Source organism: Peribacillus sp. NPDC058075 (assembly GCF_042885195.1).
In the GTDB taxonomy this organism is placed as follows: domain Bacteria; phylum Bacillota; class Bacilli; order Bacillales; family DSM-1321; genus Peribacillus.
This window is the reverse complement of record NZ_JBHVSL010000001.1, coordinates 1772030-1794354: the sequence shown is the minus strand read 5'-3', so window position 1 is coordinate 1794354 and position 22325 is coordinate 1772030. Positions and strand designations below refer to the sequence as shown.

General features: G+C 38.8%; 15 protein-coding genes, 1 other RNA gene and 3 pseudogenes. 3 read left to right on the top strand and 16 right to left on the bottom strand.

All coding sequences use genetic code 11. From position 1 onward, the window contains the following. Nucleotides 1-77: 77 nt before the first annotated feature. Nucleotides 78-422: pseudogene (locus tag ACFVS1_RS26880) on the top strand (transposase); the annotation flags it as partial. 177 nt (nt 423-599) lie between these two features. Here the strand turns inward: ACFVS1_RS26880 and ACFVS1_RS08895 are convergent. The 9 genes and pseudogenes from ACFVS1_RS08895 to nirB (ACFVS1_RS08855) all read right to left on the bottom strand — a co-directional run bounded on the left by ACFVS1_RS08895 (nt 600) and on the right by nirB (ACFVS1_RS08855) (nt 9987). Next, nucleotides 600-1190, bottom strand: coding sequence for a YdeI/OmpD-associated family protein (locus tag ACFVS1_RS08895; RefSeq protein ID WP_387546497.1), 591 nt, complete (start codon nt 1188-1190; stop codon nt 600-602). Between the two features lie 83 nt (nt 1191-1273). Continuing rightward, nucleotides 1274-1666, bottom strand: a complete 393-nt coding sequence (locus tag ACFVS1_RS08890) for an SRPBCC family protein (RefSeq protein ID WP_352923742.1) — start codon at nt 1664-1666, stop codon at nt 1274-1276. Nucleotides 1667-1759: 93 nt separating this feature from the next. Beyond that, nucleotides 1760-1999, bottom strand: a pseudogene (locus tag ACFVS1_RS08885) (ArsR/SmtB family transcription factor); the annotation flags it as partial. Between the two features lie 902 nt (nt 2000-2901). Next, entirely contained in the window at nt 2902-3363 is a 462-nt protein-coding gene (locus ACFVS1_RS08880) for a hypothetical protein (protein ID WP_387546495.1), read from the bottom strand. A gap of 301 nt (nt 3364-3664) precedes the next feature. Beyond that, entirely contained in the window at nt 3665-3985 is a 321-nt protein-coding gene (locus ACFVS1_RS08875; protein WP_352923421.1) for a hypothetical protein, read from the bottom strand. A 357-nt stretch (nt 3986-4342) separates the two neighbouring features. Beyond that, entirely contained in the window at nt 4343-4768 is a 426-nt protein-coding gene (locus ACFVS1_RS08870) for an OsmC family protein (RefSeq protein WP_352923419.1), read from the bottom strand. A 654-nt stretch (nt 4769-5422) separates the two neighbouring features. Continuing rightward, entirely contained in the window at nt 5423-7039 is a 1617-nt protein-coding gene (locus tag ACFVS1_RS08865) for a family 14 glycosylhydrolase (protein ID WP_387546491.1), read from the bottom strand. 198 nt (nt 7040-7237) lie between these two features. Beyond that, a complete protein-coding gene (nirD, locus tag ACFVS1_RS08860) occupies nt 7238-7555 on the bottom strand; it encodes a nitrite reductase small subunit NirD (RefSeq protein WP_352923411.1) in 318 nt (105 codons plus the stop codon). 17 nt (nt 7556-7572) lie between these two features. Continuing rightward, nucleotides 7573-9987, bottom strand: a complete 2415-nt coding sequence (nirB, locus tag ACFVS1_RS08855; protein WP_387546487.1) for a nitrite reductase large subunit NirB — start codon at nt 9985-9987, stop codon at nt 7573-7575. A 198-nt stretch (nt 9988-10185) separates the two neighbouring features. Between nirB (ACFVS1_RS08855) and ACFVS1_RS08850 the strand changes: the two genes are divergently transcribed. After that, nucleotides 10186-10518, top strand: coding sequence for a MerR family transcriptional regulator (locus tag ACFVS1_RS08850; protein ID WP_387549258.1), 333 nt, complete (start codon nt 10186-10188; stop codon nt 10516-10518). A gap of 192 nt (nt 10519-10710) precedes the next feature. Here ACFVS1_RS08850 and ACFVS1_RS08845 read toward each other — a convergent pair. From ACFVS1_RS08845 to ACFVS1_RS08830, 4 genes and pseudogenes are all read right to left on the bottom strand, one after another. Beyond that, a pseudogene (locus ACFVS1_RS08845) lies at nt 10711-11325 on the bottom strand (uroporphyrinogen-III C-methyltransferase). Between the two features lie 109 nt (nt 11326-11434). Further along, a complete protein-coding gene (gene nasC / locus ACFVS1_RS08840; RefSeq protein WP_387546484.1) occupies nt 11435-13585 on the bottom strand; it encodes an assimilatory nitrate reductase catalytic subunit NasC in 2151 nt (716 codons plus the stop codon). Nucleotides 13586-13671: 86 nt separating this feature from the next. Beyond that, a complete protein-coding gene (gene nirB / locus ACFVS1_RS08835; RefSeq protein ID WP_387546481.1) occupies nt 13672-15993 on the bottom strand; it encodes a nitrite reductase large subunit NirB in 2322 nt (773 codons plus the stop codon). 54 nt (nt 15994-16047) lie between these two features. Next, nucleotides 16048-17253: a nitrate/nitrite transporter gene (locus tag ACFVS1_RS08830; protein WP_352923396.1), complete on the bottom strand. Its 1206-nt coding sequence runs from the start codon at nt 17251-17253 to the stop codon at nt 16048-16050. Nucleotides 17254-17907: 654 nt separating this feature from the next. On the opposite strand from ACFVS1_RS08830, the gene ACFVS1_RS08825 reads away from it, so the two are divergent. After that, a complete protein-coding gene (locus ACFVS1_RS08825; protein WP_230175939.1) occupies nt 17908-18450 on the top strand; it encodes a ribonuclease H-like YkuK family protein in 543 nt (180 codons plus the stop codon). A gap of 155 nt (nt 18451-18605) precedes the next feature. On the opposite strand, the gene ssrS is transcribed toward ACFVS1_RS08825, so the two are convergent. The 3 genes from ssrS to ACFVS1_RS08810 form a co-directional block, all read right to left on the bottom strand. Then, a non-coding RNA gene (gene ssrS, locus ACFVS1_RS08820) (6S RNA) lies at nt 18606-18792 on the bottom strand. A 69-nt stretch (nt 18793-18861) separates the two neighbouring features. Further along, nucleotides 18862-20394 (bottom strand): UDP-N-acetylmuramoyl-L-alanyl-D-glutamate--2,6-diaminopimelate ligase, encoded by a 1533-nt coding sequence (locus ACFVS1_RS08815; protein WP_387546476.1) that lies wholly within the window; start codon nt 20392-20394, stop codon nt 18862-18864. A 186-nt stretch (nt 20395-20580) separates the two neighbouring features. Next, nucleotides 20581-21834 (bottom strand): MFS transporter, encoded by a 1254-nt coding sequence (locus ACFVS1_RS08810; protein ID WP_352923384.1) that lies wholly within the window; start codon nt 21832-21834, stop codon nt 20581-20583. Nucleotides 21835-22325 lie beyond the last annotated feature (491 nt).

Here is a 22325-nt window from a genome sequence, read left to right as displayed (position 1 = left end):
TAAAAATTTTGATAGAACTCCTGTTGCCTCATTTTTTTTGTTTTAAAATAGAGCGATTAAAACTTGAGGTGATGAGGATGCTTTCGAAACATAATTTTATTCATCGAGATCAACTTGAAATGATTACTTTAGATCAACTGATGTCGGCGAATCATTTGGTTCGTAAAATTAAGCTTCCAATGACTTTACTTTCATTTATGACTTGGCGAAAGATATGTATTCACAGGTAAGACGCCCAAGTATTGATCCAGTTAATTTAATTTAACTGACATTCAATCCATAACCTTTGGTATTCGTTCCATGCGTAAAACGATGGAAGAAGCTAAAACAAATAGGGCTTACCGTTCGTTTTAGGCTATGGTTACCATGATAAAGTACCTCATTTCTCAACGTTCGGGAAAAATTATGAGCGACGCTTTAAAAGTGTATTACCTTAAACCTTATTCAAGAAAAGTGTACCTTTCAGCAAAAAGCCAAGGGTACACTTTTGGTGTTTTCCATATTAGATGAGTGGATACTGCAATCCAAAAAGGGAAGTCGAGAGTACGTATATTGAGGAAATATCTTAAACTTGATTCATTTATTTTCTCATCGATATACTAATCCTTTAATCCCTTTCCATTGAGAATATTCTGCATACATTTTTCAACTCTCGACTCTCGAGTTTTGGATTGTTTTGGTTGAGAAAAATGAAGAAGGTATGCTCTTTGCCGTCCTGGTGTCAATGCTTCAAAAGCTGTTTTCAAGGCAGGGATTTCATCGAATTTGTTTTGAAGCTCTTCAGGAATGATGAATTCTGTCTTTTTAAAATTCACTTCCAAACCGGCTTTTTCAACTTCAATGGCTTCATGAATATAGGCTTTCAGAATGGATTCCGTTGCCACTATTTCTTGAACATTGGTGAACCGAATCTGGCGCGCTCCCTGTACATTCTCCGTTTGTTGGATGAGAATCCCATGGGGATCCTGTAACAAGGCACCTTTGTGAAACAGAAGCGCACAATATTCTTTAAATCCATGTATTAAAACTATGTTTTTTTTCTCAAACGTATAACAAGGATGCATCCACTTAAATTCTTCGGTCAGCTCACAGTCAAGAACGATATTTCTTAACGTTTCGTATTCTTCCTTCCAATTTTTAGCTTTACCTAAAAATTCATCAACCTTAGGATTCATTCTACTATTTGTCATCACGGAACACTCCTCTTTCCGAGCGGTTTGCTTTTTCCTTTACATTAGCTAAAATACTTAAAAACAGGTTCAGAGGTTTGGTCTTACAATGCCTCTAACACTTTTTTAAGTTCTTCGCCCATACTTGCCCAACCATATTTCGCACCATTGAACGCTTGATCTTCTTTTTCGAACCCTGTTTGTTCAAGATTTAAGTAGGTTGTTCCATCTTCGTGCTTTAGTGTCCATGTAACTGTAGTGTTTACCCCACCACTTACCCAAGTGTAAGATAACTTATAAGGCTCTTCCACTTCAAGAACTTCGGAATCAATAATTAAATTCCACTGTTCATTCCGAAACTGAAATTTATGACCGACGATTGGTTTGATATCATTAGCCATTACCCATTTCGCAAGAGTATTTGCATCCGTTAGGGCAAGCCATACCTTCTCGATCGGGCTCTTAAAATTAAAATCTTGTGATACTGTTAAACTCATTTTTTGTTCCTCCTCTAATATTTGGTTTAAAAGTAATATTCTTTCATTCCAGAACTTCCTGTAAAACGATACCCAATCCTCAATTTCTTTCAACGGGGCAGCATTCAGCCGATAACGCGTTTCCCTGCCGACCTTTCTGCTGATTACGAGACCAGCCTCTTTAAGGATTGTCAAATGCTTTGAAACCGCAGTACGGCCCATTTCAAAATGTATAGTCAACTCATTGAGTGGCAATTCTTCCACGTCCGCCAACAAACGTAACAATTTACGTCTTGATGGGTCAGCGATGGCTGCATATATATCACGCTCTTGAATTTTCTCGTTCAAAATCACCCCCCCTTTTTAATTGGACACTGATTGGTGTCTTTTATTATATGACACCAATCGGTGTCGTGTCAATTTCATTATTGACATACGGTATTTGTTTTATTCTTCTATCATCAAGTATATTTTTAAATCCTTTTACAACCCCATTTCCCCCGTTAATTAAAGTGCATTCCACTATTAAAAATTGCTATTTTTATATTGGACATGCACGTGTTTCAACAAAAGATCAAAATCCAGAACGGCAGCTTAGAGTGATTTTGGAATTGAAGTACGATATATCTTCAGTGATAAGCAAAGGGGTGGATTTTTTTATCTGGGTATGATTCGCGAAGGCGTATATTATTCCTTGATTCACTAGACGGATAGGGATTAAGATGGTTTCATTCGCGAATGGAAGTATATTAATCGAGATCTAAACTCAGATATTAAGGTACTTCAACAAAGTGAGACAATTTTTAATAGTAGGAAATTCAGAGGTATGGGTGTTACTGGGGAATTTAAGAAGGAGCGATTTTTCACTCTGCTTTCATATGGGCTGAGCAAGAAAATAAAAAATAAGCAAAACACAGGCGAAGGAATTACAGTGGCAAACAATAACGGCGTGAGATTCGGACGACGTACGTATGAATCAATAATGACTTCTTTCAAGTATATGAAAATAAACAATCAGGTTTTATAAACCCTCAACTTAGGAATGAGATTATTCGAACCCCTCTTGTCGACTATGACTAAAAGGTTTCTATCTAAATTTTTCAAATAAAGTTGATTGGAACGCGTGTACCAGACTCCCACGGGAAAAGAGCGTGTCGAAAGGAGAACACAGGCGCCAAAGAGCGCCGAGCGCGGACTGCCTTCGGAAAGCGAGTGTCCTACGCTCCAATCAGTTTACAAACCATCAATATGTTATATTATTTCTCTATTTCAAGGTTTTTTATCATTTGCCGTAACGCTCCAAGATGATAAGCCGAGTGGGCAATGGTCGCATTTACATTTGTCAGCCATTTTCCTAAATCGATTGTATCGATTTCTGCGAAAAGAGATACATATTCTTTATGTAATTCCTCTCTGATTTCAGCCCATTTCACCTCATCAACAGTAGCAATGGTCCAGCTTGCGTCCCAATCTTTTTCAAAGTCAGTGCCACTGATCATCGTTCGAATCACCCATAAATAATACCGTATGTGGTCTGAGTGAGCCGCTATGGTCGATCCGTTTATGGAACGTGAAGCATCTTCTGCGGTTAAGCCATCAAGTGTACCAAAAACCCCGGTATTCGGTTTTGATTCAGCATAATAGCTCCCTTCATTTCCCGGTCCTTCAAACGTTTCTTTCAAAAGCGTTTTTATTGAACTTGCCAACGTCTCGCTCATCTCAATTCCCCCCAAGTGTTTAATGACTTCATTACTTTATAATACACTAAGACAAATCAATAATCGTTTATATTTTGTTAAATTAATCCAAAAATATCGCGAGTTTAAAGAAGTACTCGCTCAACTGGCATAAGGTATGGATTTTCCTTTTGCTTTGGGTGCAGTTATGATCATTTAAATATATTTGACGCTACTTTTGAAAAGAATAAAAAGGCCATTCCTTAAATAAAAGGAACAGCCTTAATTATTTATCAGAAAATATGATTCAGTCTGAAAAGTTTACAATGATAAGCCTAAAGTTTTAGTAGCTTTTCAAACGCTCCTCCAGGGACACAATTCTAAACTTTAACTCTTGATTCGAGTCTAAGCCCCCTATTACAATTTGATTATCTTCCGTAATGGTGACATATCTGAAGGTTTCTTCTTCGTGGATCTTTATTTTTGTCTCCAATGTCGTTTCCATTTTTGCAAAAACTTCATTTGTGTATGTAAGCGGAAGAAGATCATCTAATCCTTCTTCGGGGCTGCCAAGCCACTTAAACATGAAATCTTTCAATGAATATTGTTCAATCATCGATAAATGATTTTTAAAAATTAATTTGTCAATTGTTATCTCTTTCAACTTAACCACTCCTCAATAGTATCTAAAGTTTATATGGATAAACTCCTAACATCAAGGGCATTACAATGACAAACCATTACATTTTGATTACTTGCTGACTAAATAAACCCTTTCCTTCCGAAAAATGGAGTTATGTTACCTTGAAAATAAATTCGAGAATGATTTTTTTAGAATACGACTTTAGGATTAACATGTAGAGGGGTTATTTTTCTGAGAATGCACGTTTTGGTATAGATGATTATCCGTGAAACAAGGATTTTCATTTCAGTCGAAAATAGCCTCCATTTGCTTATGAAATGAAGGCTGTTTTTCTCATATGAAAAATGTATAAACAACTCTTTAGTTAAAGCCTTTACATCATAATTCTTGTTTTCCTTTAACACCATTTATCGAATAGCTGATTTTAATGTTGGCATTTAATGAGTGATATACTGAACAGTACGTATTTTTGGATAATTGAATTGCACGGACCACTTTATCTTCAGGCAGATCACCCTCCAATAAATAGTGAATATGAAAATCGGTAAACCGTTTAGGGTGATTTTCCGATCGTGCCCCTTCTATTTCTATTTGAAAGGCCTTTGTTTCAAATCGCATCTTTTTTAAAATCATTACAATATCAATGCCTGTGCACCCGGCAAGAGAATGCAGAAGTAGCTCAGTGGGTCTTGCTCCGCTATTTTTTCCTCCTACATCTTCGGCAGCATCCATCTTAATTTCATGCCCCGACGGAGTTGTGCCAGAAAAGGCCATTTCCCCTGTCCATGTAATCATTGTTTTCATTTGAATCAATTCCTCCCTATCTTGTTGTTTGGTTCAATAATAGTCACATGTTTATTTAATGTAAGTACAGATCATTTAAGCCTTAAAAAATATTTCCCCAAATATTGCGGTCATTACGCAAATTTACAGAATACTTGACGTCAGGATTTATACAAGGACCCTAACTTGTGATGACTTTCCATTCCTTATATTCTTCCCATAAGTCCTACTTAGTTAGTCATGCTGTAAAATTTGAAGCTTGCCTTCAGGCACTCGCTTTCCGAGGGCGGTCTTTCTCCTGTGGAGGCTTCCTTGGAATCGCCCTTCCCGCAGGAGTCTCGAACACCAGCTCCAATCAATATTGTATTAAAAATTCAGGTAGAAACCATTTTGTCGACTAATGAAGGTTCGGAAAGCTCTCACAACCATGTTCTCAAGGTAAACTTATTTTACTTATTTAAATGGATGAAACCCTGGATAGTTTGAAGAAATTTCGACACTCCTGCCGAATAACTGGCTAGCCGAGCCCCTCAGCCGATTGCTTTGATGTGGCTTGGCAGACAGTCGGCGCAAAGGGAACGGATTTCTGAAATCATCTGGAATGTTTTTTAAAGGGTTTTAAATATTTAGATAAAAACCATTAGGCTTGCAAAATGAAAGACACCATGTCCTCATCTACCATGAAGTTTTATAGTTTCCCTCTCCATTCAAAGGAGTTTTATAACTATTATTCTCCCCATCTTGCCAAGTGATATTGCCATTTTCATCTTTTAGGACGAACTTGAATTCATAAAATCGATTTGCGGCTAAAAGAAATGTTCCACTCCAGCTGCCTTCTTTGCTTTGGGTGAGTTTATATTCATAATCCTCAGGATTCCACCTGCCGATTTCCCCTCTATCCCCAATTAAGTAAACTCCATGTGTGGCAGGTACATTTTCAACTGTGAATGCAACTGGAATGGACATGCCTTCCAATTTATCAGCCATCATCCTGAACTCATTTGTTGGATTTCCTTCATCGTCGAATAAATAGGACATCCTTAGCAAGGTAAATCCCTCAAAACCATGGTTAAAAAGCATTTCTGCTATATTGTCAAAGCCCGCTTCATTATTGATCAACGGGAGTGCGTTTTCCCCGTTTAAGGATATTCCCTTTTCATTGGCTAAAGAGGCAATATGGGTCACCAACGTTTTAGGAGCACTATAGGATGGGGCAGTATGTGCGTCTTGATCTCCCATTTCCAAACAGGTGAACGTAAGGGCCATATTCGATTTCTTAAATTGATTCAGTAATTGGGAGTAATTATAGTACCCTGCACTATACTCTGCTGAATGCGGCAGTACTGGATCATTCATTTTCCAGTGTACTCCTGAGATTTTAGCTCCAATTGGCACACTAAAGACTTCATCAAAATGTTTATGGGCAAATTTCGAGATTTTTGCAAGATGCTTTTCGAGTGCCCCTTGGTACCACTGCATAAAGTCATGGCCAAATTGGGTGTCGATTGCTCCGGCCCTGGTGAAAAATTCATCCCCATTTCCTGGCGGCTGAATCTCATTCCAGTTTTTATACGTTTTGCCCCAGGCAGCATTTAATTTTTTTATCGTGGAATATTTTTCTTTCATGGTAAGCCTGAAATCCCGTTTCGCTCCTTCTGTATAAGCTTGAATCTGTCCCCTTTCAGGATAATCCCAACCATCAGCATTTTGATAGGAGGGATATCTTAGTTCCCCAGCTGGCCCTGCACTTAAGTATATTTTAGCTATTAAATCCTTCTTATCAGCAAAGTTCACTGCAAAGGATTTATACAATTCGTTGTATTGACCGGCTGTACCTTCCCACCAAGGAGCAAGTACTTCCTTATTCCAGAAACCACTTTCACTCTTGAATGCCATGTTTTCTAGAGTGTCTTCATTCCAGAGCCAACTCGGGATGGGATAGTTGCAATCATCCCCCACATTACCGCCACATTGATGAGTAGACAAGATGGGCACCCATTTTAAACCGGATGTTTTCACGGCTTCCGCGTATTTTTTATAATAAGTCCAATCAAATTGATTATCTTTTTTACTCTCGACTAATCCCCACCAAATATCTGTCGTTATTGCATATACTCCATTTTCCTTCAACTGAGATAATTGGGCTTCAAATGCCTCCCAATCTGTTATTTCACCCAATGGGGCCATTACATAAAGCTTGTAATCTGGTTTTACTTCTGCCATTCCAGGTGTATTTGATAAAGGAACAAAATACAGCATAAAGGTAAAAACACCAACAGATAATTTGTTCATAAAAACGCCAACCTTTCCCCTATAACTTTATTCATTTGTTCATCAAAACCGCTTACATACATTCGTTTTAATAAAGGCATTCCTTTACTAGAAAGTATATTGCCTTTGGAAAAATTTATCAATTAAATCATGTTAATTCCATTCATGCCTCTTAAAATGAAAAAATGGATAGTCTAAGAGACTATCCAGAGCAGCTGGTTATAAAACAATATAAACATTATCATCTTCTATTTCAACATTAAATGTCTTAACGCAACCATTATCAGGTTTTTGGACTGCTCCATTCTTGACACTGATTTTCCAGTCATGCATCGGGCAAAAGACGTGATCACCGCTCACAATTCCTTCCACCAGAACCCCACCTTTATGTGGGCAACGATTTTCAATGGCCCGGAATTCACCATTTGCCAAATGAAAAAGAGCAATTTCATGAGAGCCTATGGTTACTGTTTTCCCCAGGTTTTTTGGCATCTCATTTACTGTTGAAACCTTTATCTTTTGAAGAGTTTTTCCCATTTAGGCTACCCCCATATTCATTTATTTGATATAGCTGGAATTTTCACTTTTTGAAATAAACCGGTTTGGATTGCATTGCTCTCAATGATTTCTTTCCACGGTTCTTGCAAAACGGATAAGGCCTCATCCAAGCGTTGATTAAGCTCACTCCTTTTTTGCTTATCAACAATAATCGCCTTAATGGTATCGAACCCTACACGCTCAACCCAGACAGATGTTCTTTCTAAATAATTGGCAGTCTCGCGATAATGTTGGATGTATGCACCGGTAATTTCAATTACCTCATCACTTGTTTTCACTTTGCATAATAATTCAGCAGCTCTTAAATGGGTTCCGCCGTTACCGCCAATATAAATTTCCCATGCACCGTCCACACCGACAACACCAAGATCTTTGATACCGGATTCAGCACAATTACGAGGACATGCCGACACAGCCATCTTCACCTTATGCGGCGTGCCTACACGTTCAAATTTTTTCTCCAGGGCAATGCCCAGCCCAATTGAATCTTGGGTGCCAAAGCGGCAAAAGTTTTCACCGACGCATGTTTTCACAGTTCGAAGGGTTTTTCCATAAGCATATCCAGAAGGCATATCCAGGTCTGCCCATACTTTTGGAAGGTCTTCTTTTTCAACGCCGAACAAATCTATTCTTTGCCCGCCTGTAACCTTAAGTAACTTAACATTATACTTATCAGCAACATTTGCTATTTTCCGTAATTGATCAGGATTAGTGACGCCGCCATACATTCTTGGCACAACAGAAAATGTACCATCCTTTTGAATATTTGCATGTAGCCTTTCATTGACATAGCGGGATTCTTTTTCATCTTCATATTCAACAGGATGGATCATGCCTAAGTAATAGTTCAGTGCCGGTTTACACTTCGAGCAACCATCACTTGTATTCCAGCCGAGAACATTCATGACTTCCCGAGTATGGGTCAGGTTTTTTTCACGTATTTCAGCAACAACCTCATCTCTGGATAATGTGGTGCACGTGCATATGGATTCCTTCTTGTTTGACTTACTGAATTCAGCGCCTAATGTCAGCTCGAGAATATCACCGACTAATGGCTTACATCCTCCGCATGATCTCGAAGCACTTGTGCAGCCCTTTACTTCCTCAATACTCGTTAACCCATTAGATTCGATAGCCGTCATAATATCGCCCTTCGTTACACCATTACAACCACAGATGATTTCCTCATTTGACATCGCAGCGACAAGACTAACATTGGGTTCACTTGTTCCAGCGTTTAAATATTCGGAAATCTCGGCATTTTTATTGATCATGCTCAATAGGTTATTGCTTTCCTTTGTATCCCCGAATAATACCGCACCAGAAATTTTCCCATTTCGAATCATCACTTTTTTGTAAGTGCCATTCCATTCATTAAATTCCTTGATTGATTTAGCTTGTTCATCCTCGAAAATTTCTCCAGCCGAAAATACATCAACACCAGATATTTTTAACTTAGTGGAAAGCACTGAACCCTCGTAAGCTTTGTCGTCCAGACCGCAAATCCTTTTGGCCAATACTTTGCCCTGTTCAAATAGGGGAGCAACCAAACCATATACCATTTCACGGTGTTCCGCACATTCACCAACCGCAAAAATATTCGGGATTCTTGTTTCCATATAATCATTCACGATAATTCCTCGATTGACAGGTATGCCGCAATTTTGGGCCATTGCAACATTTGGCTTTATTCCAACTGCCATGACCACTAAATCTGCACTGATTTCCTCTCCATCACTAAAGCGTAATCCTTTGACATCAATTTCACCTAAAACCTCCTGGGTTTGTTTCCCAAGATAAAAATTCATTCCCTGGCTTTCAAGTTCACGTTGCAGCATTTTTCCTGCTGCTGGATCTAACTGCCTATTCATCAAATAATCCGAGAGGTGAATAACATCTACCTGCATACCTAGATTTAAAAGACCCCTGGCTGCTTCAAGACCCAGTAATCCTCCACCTATAACTGCAGCCTTTTTATGATTTTTTGAATATTCAATCATTTTTTCGCAGTCTTCAATATTTCGAAAGGCAGTCACTCCTTTTTTATCAGCTCCCTTTATCGGTAGAATGAAAGGGATTGAACCGGTAGCTATAATTAATCGATCATATGCGACTTCACGATTTGCATCTGAATATATGATTTGCTTAGTGGTATCGATGTTCGTGACTGTTTCACCTGAAAAAAGTGTAATATTGTTCTCTTTGTACCAGTTCCAATCATTTATTGTAATATCATCTATCGTCGTAGCCCCTTGCAATACATTCGATAGTTGGATTCGATCATAATTCGGATGCGGCTCACTTCCGAAGACAGTCACCTCAAACCTTTCCGGTTGAATTTTCAAAATTTCTTCTATACATCTTACTCCAGCCATACCATTCCCAATGAGTGCCAATTTCTGCTTAGCCATGTTTTGTCCTCCAATAAGGTTTTTTTGAAAGGATGATAGGTTTGATTATAGGTGACGTCATTTTTCATTGCCACAAATGTGTTATAAAATCTTACATAGTTTTTAAGAAATAATAATTAATGTTAGTTTTTATTACAAATTTTCAGAAAATTAGGATATAATATCCTTATTGAATTAGCGTAAATCCAAAATGAGGTGATTTTCATCGACCAGCAAAAAGAATCTTATTTAGACAGAAAAGTAATTTCCATAGGGGTGGTCAGAGAATTAACCGGACTATCCGATAGACAAATCCGGTACTATGAAGAAAGAAAACTCGTTTTCCCCGAAAGATCTAACGGGGGGAACCGTAAATACTCTTTTTCCGACGTCAAGGCATTAGTGGAAATTGCCGATAAAATAGAGGATGGAGTGCAAACCAATGAAATTAGGCAGGAAAAATTAAAAGAGAACAGAAGAATTGAACAGGAAAAAATGCGAAAAAAAATGCTGCAGGGCCAATTAAATGCACACTTTGGATTACGTAATTGATTTTCACTAAGTAACCGCAATTATTAGCCGATTCACTAGATACCTTAACTGTCCAAATTTCGATTAGCCAGATAACAAATTCACCTTACATTTAATAAATAGCTGTTAACATGATTGAACTGGACATGATGACTGTCATGTCCAGTTTTTCATTTTCTTTACAATAAAAGTTTTCTAGCTAATTTTTCTCTTCTAAGCGAACTCCTTATCTTTTGTCTTCTCTGAAAACCATGATAACTTTTCGGATAAATTCACCACTTCTCCTATTACAATCATGGCGGGATTGGCAATCTGCTCTCTTGCAACAATCTCCACTATTGAATCGATTTTTCCTGTGAAAGTTCGTTGATTCCTTGTTCAATGACAGCAATGGAAGTTTCAGGCTTCTTTCCGCAGGATCGTAATTGTATACTGATAGATGGAAGGTTTTTAATACCCATACAAATAGCAATGGTGTCAGCACCATGTGCCAAATGATGCAGTTGATGTTTTCAGGTTTGCCGGTCACGCCGTGTCCTGTGACAATCGCGAAGGATCTCCCCCTTTTTGACGAACTATCGTTTTTCCCTCTAATGATTTACTAATTAACAATTGGTGAATGTCCTTTTTGGGGACACAATGTTTACCAGGCGCTTAACCGCAATAAATGTATTCAGTCTCAGGTTTACCTTATTAAAGCAATTCACGATTTACTAATCGGTCATACAAGATGACATCCGCTTCTACGATGCATTTGATTGCCTTGACAGTAATTAAGTCCGGATCACCAGGTCCGGCACCAACGAAATAGACCTTACCTTTTTCTATCCTTTTTCCCCTTTGTTGTTTTATTATGAAAGCTCTTTGTAATTAGGCTCTGCTGTTCAATTATGATTGAACCAAAAAAACATGATGATGCACGGGAAGAAAGTCTCCCTTAACGAGACGTTAACTCAACTATAGGATGTACTTTTACAGCACTGACTTTAAAGCCAGGCATTTTGCATGTCGGGTCTAAATCCTGTGAAACGAGGCGATTGACATTTTGTGAGTCTGCCCAATGAAAAGGAACGAATATAGTATCATGACGAATGGTTGCTGACCATTTGCTCCTTACAACAATACTTCCCCGCCTTGATTCGATTTTCACCAAAGTCTGGTCTGGAATATTATATTTCTTCGCTGTTTCCGGATGGATTTCCATATATGATTCAAAATTTCTTGCGGCTAATGATGAGCTTTTTCTCGTTTGTACTCCTGTTAAATAATGAGACATAATTCGTCCTGTTGTTAAATAGAGTGGAAAATCAGTACATGGCTGTTCTTTTGGAACATGAGGCACATTATTAACCACAACCATGGCCGCCTTCCCATCCGGGTGGGCAAAAGACGTTTCGAATAACCTTTTTGTCCCTTTATGGTCAATGGTTGGGCATGGCCATAATATGCCTCCTTCTTTTCTTAATCGATCATACGTTATACCATAATAATCAGCGGTCCCCCCGCGGCTCGCCACTCTTAATTCTTCGAAAATCTCTTTCGCAGATTGAAAGGGAAAATGCTCTCCTTTTCCAAGAGCTTTTGCTATATCACAAATGATTTGCCAATCATGCTTCACTTCTCCAGGCGATGAAAAACTGGCTTCCCGCAGCGTTACCCGTCCTTCTAAATTTGTCATCGTTCCTTCATCCTCTAAATAAGACGAAGTAGGTAAAATCAAATCAGCCAATCTAGCAGTTTCAGAAACGAACATATCTACTGCGACAAGAAACTTCAATTTCTTCAAAGCCCTTTTGACAAAGTTAGCATTGGGATTTGAAACAATTGGATTGGAACACATTAAAAACATGCCGGTAATTTCACCTTCATTGATTTTCTCTATCATTTCGTATGCCGATACTCCTTTACGCGGCAAATCAGCCTCATCGATTCCCCATATTTTTGCCATATGTAATCTATGTTCCTCATTTTCAATCATACGATACCCCGGAAGCTGGTCTGCCTTTTGGCCATGTTCTCTTGCTCCCTGCCCATTTCCCTGTCCAGTGATAGCTCCATAACCCGAATTCACTTTTCCGATTTTTCCTGTAACAATTAGAATATTAAGAAAATTACGAACAGCGGCCGAACCATCTGTTTGCTGCTCAACTCCCCTTGCTGTAAAAATCATTCCTGATTCTTCTTTCCCGAACATTGCAGCCGCTTTTTGAATTTGGTCGCTAGGCACCCCTGTCATTTCTGCTATTTCCTCCAACTTTAAAGATGTAACATACTCTTTAACTTCGTTGTAGCCATTTGCACGGTCCCGGATAAATGCTTCATCAGTAAAACCTTCTTCAATGATCACTTTCAATAAGCCATTTGCCAAGGCGGCATCCATCCCCGGTTTTACTTTTAGATGTAAGTCGGCCATTTTTGTTGTTGCTGTTTCTCTTGGATCTACAGCAATGATATATGCCCCATTTTGTTTCGCTTTCTCAAAGTAAGGCATGATTGTCGGCTGGCACTCCGCAATATTCGTGCCCGCCAAGATAATGCACTTTGTGAACGGAACCTCTGATAAGCTGTTGGTAAGACCCCTGTCCAAACCAAACGTTTGGCTTGCTGCCGAAGCAGCTGCGGACATGCACAAACGGCCATTATAATCTATATACTTTGTTTTTAAAGCTACTCTTGCAAATTTCCCAAGCAAATATGCTTCTTCATTTGAAATGGATGCACTCCCATATACAGATAATGCATTTACACCATCTTCCGCTTGAATTCTTGTGAAATTCTCTTTAATGTGATGTAATGCCTCCTCCCAAGATATTCGAATAAATTCACCATTTTTTTTAAGTAATGGGTATTTAATTCTGTCGTTATGCAATGCATGTTGGTGTGCATTCATTCCTTTAATGCATAAGCGCCCCTCTGAGGTTGGATTATCTTTTCCAATCGTCATATACTTTTTTCTTGTTACTATTTTTTGTTCCAACAGCTGCATCTTACATTGCATACTGCAAAATGGACATTGTGTTTCATATCGTTTTTCTGATTGGACCTCTTGTTGCTTCGTCCGGAAATACTTTAATAATAATTCAGTCAAGGCTCCTCACCCTTTACTCATTGATTTCTTGTGGAACATACGTTTATCTGTTTATCTAAAGGCTTCCACTTCGTTCATTCTCCGATCTACGCCATTTCCAATCGTTGAGATAGTTGCTGACTAAGTTCATTATCAAACAAAACTTCTCTAACATGAATTAAACCCACTCGTTCAATCCATTGCCAAGTCCGCTCTAAGTAATTGGCTGTTTCACGATAATATTGAATAAATCCGATGATGATTTCAATTGCTTCATCATTTGTCCCGGCTATACATAACAGTTCACCGGCACGAACATTACGCCCGCTGCTTCCGCCCACATATATTTCCCAGCCCCTGTCAACGCGCATAACACCTATATCTTTCGTTGTTGATCCTGCACCATTATGCATACAAGCGGATATGCCCAACTTAATACGATAAGGTGCTGATACATGCTCCAATCTTTTTTCCAAATCAACAGCAAGTAAAAGGGATTGCTGTTTTTCACAAGAGCAAACATTCTCACCGATACATGTTTTGACGTTTTGAACGGTGTTACCATATTTTGAACTTAACGGCATGTCTAAATCAGCCCACACACCTGAAAGGTCTTCTTTTTTTACACCCATTAAATGAATCCTTTGTTCGCTTGTTACCGCCACCTGAGAAATATCATATTTGTCTGCAACATTTGCAATTTTTCGCAAGTCTTTAGCATTTGTCATCCCACCGTACATTTGCGGGATAACAGAGTATCGATTATCACTTTGAACGGTTGCATTCTTTTTTTCATTTATGAAGAGGGTTTGCTGTCTGATCTCGTATTCTGGATGAATCATCCCTAAATAATAGCTAAGGGCCGGCCGGCAAGTTGAACAACCTCCGGCATTTCCCCATTCAAGAACATCCATCGCTTCTTCGACAGTTGTTAAGTCTTGGAGCTGCATTTTATACACGACTTCATCTTCCGTCAATGCCGTACATGAGCAAAACGCAGTTTGTTTCTCAGCCGGAGTAGAAAGATCACTTTGAATATAGGTCAAAAGCTCGGTCACTGCCGGCTTGCATCCACCGCAAGAACCGGAAGCTTTTGTGCATTGTTTAACTTGTTTCACAGTTGTTAATCCCTTTTTTTGAACCGCTTCAATGATTGCCCCTTTTGAAACAGCATGACAATGGCAAATGATTTCATGGTTTGCCATCGAAGCGATAATTCCCTCTCCCGTACTTGGTGATTGGAACAAATCACGCTTTTCCTCTGACGATACTTCTTTCCGCTTTAAAATCATATCGAGTAATCGTGAACTGATGTTTGTATCTCCATAAAGAACTGCACCTATGATTTTTCTTCCTTGGAAAACCACTTTTTTATAAACACCATCTAACTCATCAATAGTTGTGATTGATTTCGTTGTTTCATCACCACGGAAATCTCCAACAGAAAATAACTCAACTCCTGATATTTTTAACTGGGTCGACAGGACCGAGCCTTGGTATCCGTTGCATTTCATCTCACAAATATGCTTTGCCAGCACTTCACCTTGTTCATATAGAGGTTTCACCAGTCCATAAACAATGCCTTGATGTTCAGCACATTCACCAACCGCATAAATATTCGGGATGCTCGTTTCTAAATAGTCGTTTACAATAATGGCACGATTTGTATCCATTCCGCTTTCTTTGGCCAACTGAATATTCGGTCTGACTCCCACAGCCATAACGACTAAATCTGCTTCCAGCTCCGTTCCATCTTTAAAACGGACGCGCTCTACACGTTCATTGCCGATTATCTCCTGTGTTTCCTTTTTTAAAAGAAAGTTCATTCCCTGATTTTCCAACTCTTTTTGCAGCAAAAGTGATGCCTTTGAATCAAGCTGCCTTTCCATTAAATGGTCAGCAATATGAACGACATGTACATCCATCCCGAGGTTTAACAGCCCTCTCGCTGCTTCTAAACCTAATAAACCGCCTCCGATGACGATTGCTTTTTTATGTTTGCGTGAAGTTTCAATCATCTTTTGGCAATCTTCAATCGTCCGAAAAGCAATGACGCCTTCTTTATCAACTCCGGTAACAGGAAGAATAAACGGGACAGAACCTGTGGCAATTATCAGCTTATCGTAGTAAACTTCCCGTTCTTTGTCCGTTTTTATCTTCCGAGTCTCTTTATCTATTTTTACAACCGTTTCCCCTGTGAACAATTGGATTTTATTCTTTGCATACCAGTTTCGATCATTTATCGTAATATCTTCAAAAGAAGTGTGGCCTTGGAGCACAGTCGACAATAAGATTCGGTTATAGTTGACGTGTGGTTCACTGCCGAAAATAGTAATCTCGAAAGCAGCCGGATCATTCCTGATAATTGACTCAACACAGCGTAATCCCGCCATTCCGTTTCCTATAAGGACAAGTTTTTGTTTAAACATTTTATCCCCCCAAACAAGTACTGTATCAAGCCAATATAACCAGTAAACAAAGATCTAGATCTTAACGGAACTTTTTCCGAGTACCCACGTTTTTCTCCATGAAAGCTGAGCTAGACCCAGGATAAGCAACGCCACGATTCCAACTGCGGAAAATACTAAAAATCCTGTAGAATATGTGCCAGTAATCTGTTTTAACGATCCTAGTATGTTTGGAACCAAGAAACCGCCAACACCTCCGGCAGCACCTACAATTCCTGTGATAAAACCAATTTCTTTAGAAAATCGCTGTGGAACTAACTGAAAGACAGCCCCGTTGCCCATACCAAGAAATAGCATTCCGATGAACAGCAGGATCGTAACGACAGTAAGGGAATAAAGAAAACTAATCCCAAACATACATAATGTGAGTCCGATAAATAAAAACATAAGCAACTTAACTCCACCCATTTTATCGGCAATATACCCTCCGACGGGACGAAAGAAGCTTCCGGCGATGACACATAATGTAACAAATTCGCCAGCCCTTATTCGTGTTAACCCATACTCATCAACAAAAAAGATGCTTAAAAAGCTAGTAAACCCGACAAACCCTCCAAAAGTCACACTGTAAAGAATACAGAAATACCATGTATCCCTTATTCTAAATACGTTGAAATATTCCTTGAGTGGTTTTGCAGGCGGTTGAGATGGTGCGTCTTTTGCGATTAAAATATAAATGACAAACACGATGGTTAAAGGAATCAATGCCAATCCCATAACGTTATGCCAGCCAAGAGACTCTGCAATACGCGGACCAAACAATGTCGCAAAAAGAGTTCCGCTATTACCGGCTCCCGCAATGCCCATCGCCAGACCCTGCAAATGCGGGGGGTACCAGCGGCTAGCCATAGGAAGTGCTGCAGCAAAACTTGCACCTGCCACTCCGAGCAAAATCCCAATTAAATAAAGCTCGGCTAAAGTTTCTCCGAATAACCACCCCCAAAAAAGCGGAATCATCGTAACAAGCATCCCGCCGATCGCTGTTTTCCGCGGACCGATGCGATCAGTCAAAAAACCAAGGACGATTCGAAAAAACGAGCCTCCCAAAATCGGAATAGCTACAATCAAGCCTTTTTCAGCTGGGGAAAGCCCGAAATCCCTTGTAATATAGACACCTAGTGCACCCAATAATACCCAAATCATAAAACTGATATCAAAATAAAGGAATGAAGCTAATAATGACGGAGCATGACCGCTTTTTTTCAATTCAGATATTTTCACTTTTCATCTCTCCAATACTTTATTAATTGAATATTCGTTTATTTTACTCCCATAAATGCAAGATTTCTTTGTTTATGTCAGAAAACATTACACACTTTTTGTTGTAAGTTATAAAATGTGAATAATTCGAAGCTTTTATTGACTAAAATTTAATCATTTCATTTCATTTTTCTTAAATAAATCGAATGATAATCTGGTTAACTTAGATGAGGAATAGTCCCAAGCTTGTTTAACATTTCAGTTATGGCAGGGGATGTACCTAAGATACCTCCAAAAACTTTTCGAAATATCCCCATACAAAAAAAGAGAAGCCTAATGCTTAAGCTTCTCTTCCGGATTGTAGATAAACGCGACTACGACTATAATAATAGAGTTTGTTTACAGTTGTTATATTTATCCGTTAATTTCCACTCCAGGCACGCACTTATTCCGCAGGAGTCTCGCAATATCTTTGTTTTAACATGAAGAAAGACTCCTTTTGCAGTCTTTTTTGTTTAAAATAGAAAAAACCAAAACTTTAAATGATGATTGCATCTTCATTAGTGGGAGGGCTCTTCCCACAGCACGAAACAAGGAACTTTTTCATATGATGTGATATGAGCAGCATGAGATTTAATAATCTGATTATATCCGGGGAAAGGTTGGGTGCAAAATATGAAGCAATATCCATTTCATAACATCCCATTTCAAAATCTTCAGAAAAAAGACATGTCATTTGAAGAGGTATTCGTTCATATTGTTGAGTTCATGAAATTAAACCCTTCCGGTAACTATCGATTAATGGTTGGTACAGATTCGCAAGTACATAAAAAACATACTGTTTTCATTACAGGCATCGTGATCCGGCAGGTCGGAAAAGGTGTATGGGGTTGTATAAGGAAAGTGATGATTCCTAGAAGGATGCTGCATTTACATGAACGTATTTCCCAAGAATTGTCGTTGACAGAAGAGATTGTATCACTGTTTACGGAAGAAAGAAAAAATCAATTAATAGATATTGTCCTGCCTGCTGTATACCAAGGGGCAACGTTCACAATGGAAGGGCATATTGATATCGGGATTGGAAAGCGGAACAAAACCAGTGAGTTTGTAAAAGAAATGGTAGCTAGGATGGAATCAATGGGCGTGGAACCGAAAATCAAACCCAACGCTTTCGTCGCTTCAAGTTATGCTAACCGGTATACAAAACAAGAGTAAATGTCTTTAGAAAATGTAATAAGGCAAAGCAACCTACACTGGATTTGTAAAGGGCGATGAAAATAAATCAAAACGGTACATAGATTTCCTATTGTACGGTATTTGAAAATAGCAAAAAACCGGCCTCGGACCGAGACCGGCTTCAACATTTAAAGATATAAGCCGCCATTGCCGTATTCAGTAAGAAAGTTTTAAACCACCACTCCTCAAAGTGGGTGTTTGCAGAAATAATCCTGTTGTCCAAGTCAGTGACGAGGCATAACATTCCTGTTTCCATATAAAACTCCCTATTACAGCTTAAAGGTTAAAACTTTATTATCATTACGAACAGTGCAGCTTGTATTATTATAATACCTGAATTCCTGATATGTTACAATGTTAATTACCACCATATTACTAACCTATGACTGACTAATGGAATGGTCGTATTAGCCCTTTAAAATAGCATTCGTTAAAATGAAACGATTGATCAAAATAACCGATAAAATCCCCTTCGTCTTTATTTTGCAGATATAATACCGTTTCTTTGTCAGAAATAGTAGGCAGTCCAAAATTTTGTTCATACCTCTCTATTCCTTTTCCTGTAATGATAATCCAATCCCCTTCCTTTCCAGCTTGTATCACCTCCTGTATAGCAAGTGTCCTATCTGGAATAACCTTCCCATTTCCAGCAGAGTAATCGCTTTGCAGTTTATTTAGTGACGATTCCATCCCCTCCATTCCCTCCGAATTCAGATCATTCATCGTCCAAATCGAAACATCACTATGTTCCGATGATACTCTAACCATTTCAGCCCTTTTGGTTGTATCTCGTCCACTCCGGAAACCAAAGATATGATAAATCTTTTTCGCCCCGCATTCTTTGGCAGTTTGAAGCATGTGATGTATGGCATCTGCAGTATGGGCATAATCAATGACGAATGTCGGTCCATATTCTTCCTTATACATTTCAAACCTTCCAGGCACACCGGAAAATTGTTTCAATGAAGTGAGAATTTCCGATTTTAAAATTGGAAACATTTTCTCTACGGAATAGGCAGCAGTTGCGTTATATAAATTATGAAGTCCTGGTAAAGGTAACTCAATTTTCACAAAGTCATGATTCTCATTCAATAAAATAAAGGGCCTTGTTGCAGTATTATAATTGGTGATGGTTAAATCGCAGCGAATGGATTTTCCAAATACAAAGGCACTGACATTCTTTTCCCGTAAATATTCTTGTAGTTTTTCTCCCCAGAAATCATCCCCATTGATGATTGTAAGACCATTAGGTTTCAATTTTTCAAAAAGAAGTAATTTTGCCAAGAAATAATCCTCCATCGTACCGTGGAAGTCAAGGTGGTCATGGTACAAATTCGTGAAGACACAGCAATCAAATTCAATTCCTTCTAAACGGTATTGAGCTAATCCATGTGAAGAAACTTCCATTATGACAACCATGTCCCTACTTGCAGCCAGTAAGGAATTCAACTCCACGCTACCTGGACTCGTATTATGGGAATCGACTTTGTTTCCATTGATAATATGCTGTATCGTACCAATGACTGAACAGGTTACCCCATTTTCTTTCAATATTTGCTGAAGCATATAACTCGTTGTGGTTTTTCCATTTGTACCCGTAATTCCTATCATTATTTTTTGCTTGCTTGGATCTCCATAAAACCTTTTGGCGATTAGTCCCAATGATTTACGGCTGTTCTTCACTCGTAAATAAGGAACTTCCAATCCCTTAATATCGCGATTCCCAATCACAGCTGATGCCCCTAAACGAATTGCATCTTTAATGTAATTATGGCCATCTGACTTATATCCAGCTACGGCAACAAAAAGGTATCCCTTTTTTATTTCTTTAGAGTTATCGGTTACAGCTGCGATGGATATATGTTCAACGTCCTTCGGCAAATCCCGGTTTATCGCTTCTTTCCATATATCTTTAAGGAGCATTAACTTTTCTCCTTTTTCATTTAAGCTATTGACCGACTTTTGAAAATTACATGCATAAGTACCAAAAAGCCCATTTTTAGTATTAACCAGTACACTAAAATAATTGTCAATCCAGATTATGTTAGTTGTAATAACAATCAGTAGGAAAAAAAGAAAAGCAGCCAAAATTGGCTGCTTTTCTTATGGCTACGGTTGAATTTCCAGGGGTTTTGTTTCGGCCTTTTGATTGTACAATGGCAATATGAAAAACATCCCTAGAATAAAAAAGAAAGCGGCTGTTTCAAATATGGCGACAAGTGAAAATTGCTCTTTCAGCACGCCTGCTGCACTCATGGTCAACACCATCGATCCTGTGAATAACGGGCTTAAGATTCCATTGACCCTTCCGATGAACTCGCCTTCGGTCCTCTGTAATATTAAAGTATTAATCCCGATTTGAATACAAGGCAGCATTAGTCCATTAAAGAACTCTGCAGTAAGTGTGATCCAAAGATTTGTTGAAAGCCCCATTACCGCTAATCCAATGGCGTTCACAAGCATTCCGAAAGCTAATAATCTCTGAGGTGCCACTTTTTTGGCAAAAATCATCACCCCAGCTCCGCCTAAAATCATGCCAAACCCATTCACCATAAATAACCATTGCAAATTTTCCTTGGGAAGTTCCAGTTGTTCAGTAACAAGGAATATAGAAAGCGGCTGAATGAAGCCCAGTCCAAGACCGGCTGCCAGAAAACATAGTCCAAGCAAACTTAGTTCTTTTTTTCGCAACACATAGTTCACTCCGCTTTTCATTTCCTGCCATAACGTTGTTTTTGCTGCCTCTTCATTCAGTTTACGATCTTTTGGAAGAAAAGCGAGTGCTCCAGCTGAAAGTAAAAACGCCACGCCAGTAATCGCAATCGATATGTTTATCCCGAATGATTGGAAGGCAAAAGTTCCGAGAATCGGACCTAAAACCATAAATACTGCGAAGACGGTCTGATAAACGGACATCCCTGTCTGAATTTGACTTTCAGGCAAATGCATCTTAAATAGCTTCATGCCTGATGGCTGAGAAAATTGAGAAAGTATCGCCGAAATCAAAGTGGCGAAGAATACCATTTTCCAACTGCCAAAGATGAGCGAGATTAGCACAGCAAATACGGATATTGCACTTAATATATCACACCAAACCATCGTTTTTTTCGGGCTCCAGCGGTCCGCAAACGTCCCTCCAATGAATGAAAAAATAAAGATGGGAGCGAATTCCGCTACAGATATCATGGAAATGGCAAAGGCATTCCCGTTTGTCTTTTCCATGACGAATAACAAAACTGCAAAATTCCGTACCCATATCCCTATTTGTAAAAACAAGCCTGAAAAGATAATGGCCCGGAATACACGATTTTTAAAAATGTTAGGTTCCTTATTACTTAATGATACGGACGTGTTTTTTTCCATATAAAAACCTCCTGTGAAATTTCTGGACAGGAGGCAGTACCATACAAAATTAACAAACCAAAAGATTCCTAATGGACGGAACACAATGATCTTTGTTTGTATTTTAGTACAGACTAATCCTATCCAGAAAAAAAGTTCGTATTTAGCACGCATTTTTTCTCTTTAAAGAATAGGATTAAATGATCATTGTTTAAAGGTCACCCTTCCATTTTATGCTAATTTGATGATAATCTATTCATTCTGATAAATCAAGGTAAAATTTAAAATTAATTCCATTTTTCAGAAAAGTATGTACAGTTTCTCGCATAAAAAATAGGCTCCTTTTAAAGAAAGCCACAGACTGGAGATAAACTCGAAAAAAGCTAGTTTGCCTCCAGGTTTTTTATTGAATCGGGAGTTTGAGACTCCGGGGAATGCGCGTCCAAAGGAGACCTCACAGGCGCAAAGGGCGGACCGCCTGCTGAAAGCGAATGCTATACGGTGAATACTTT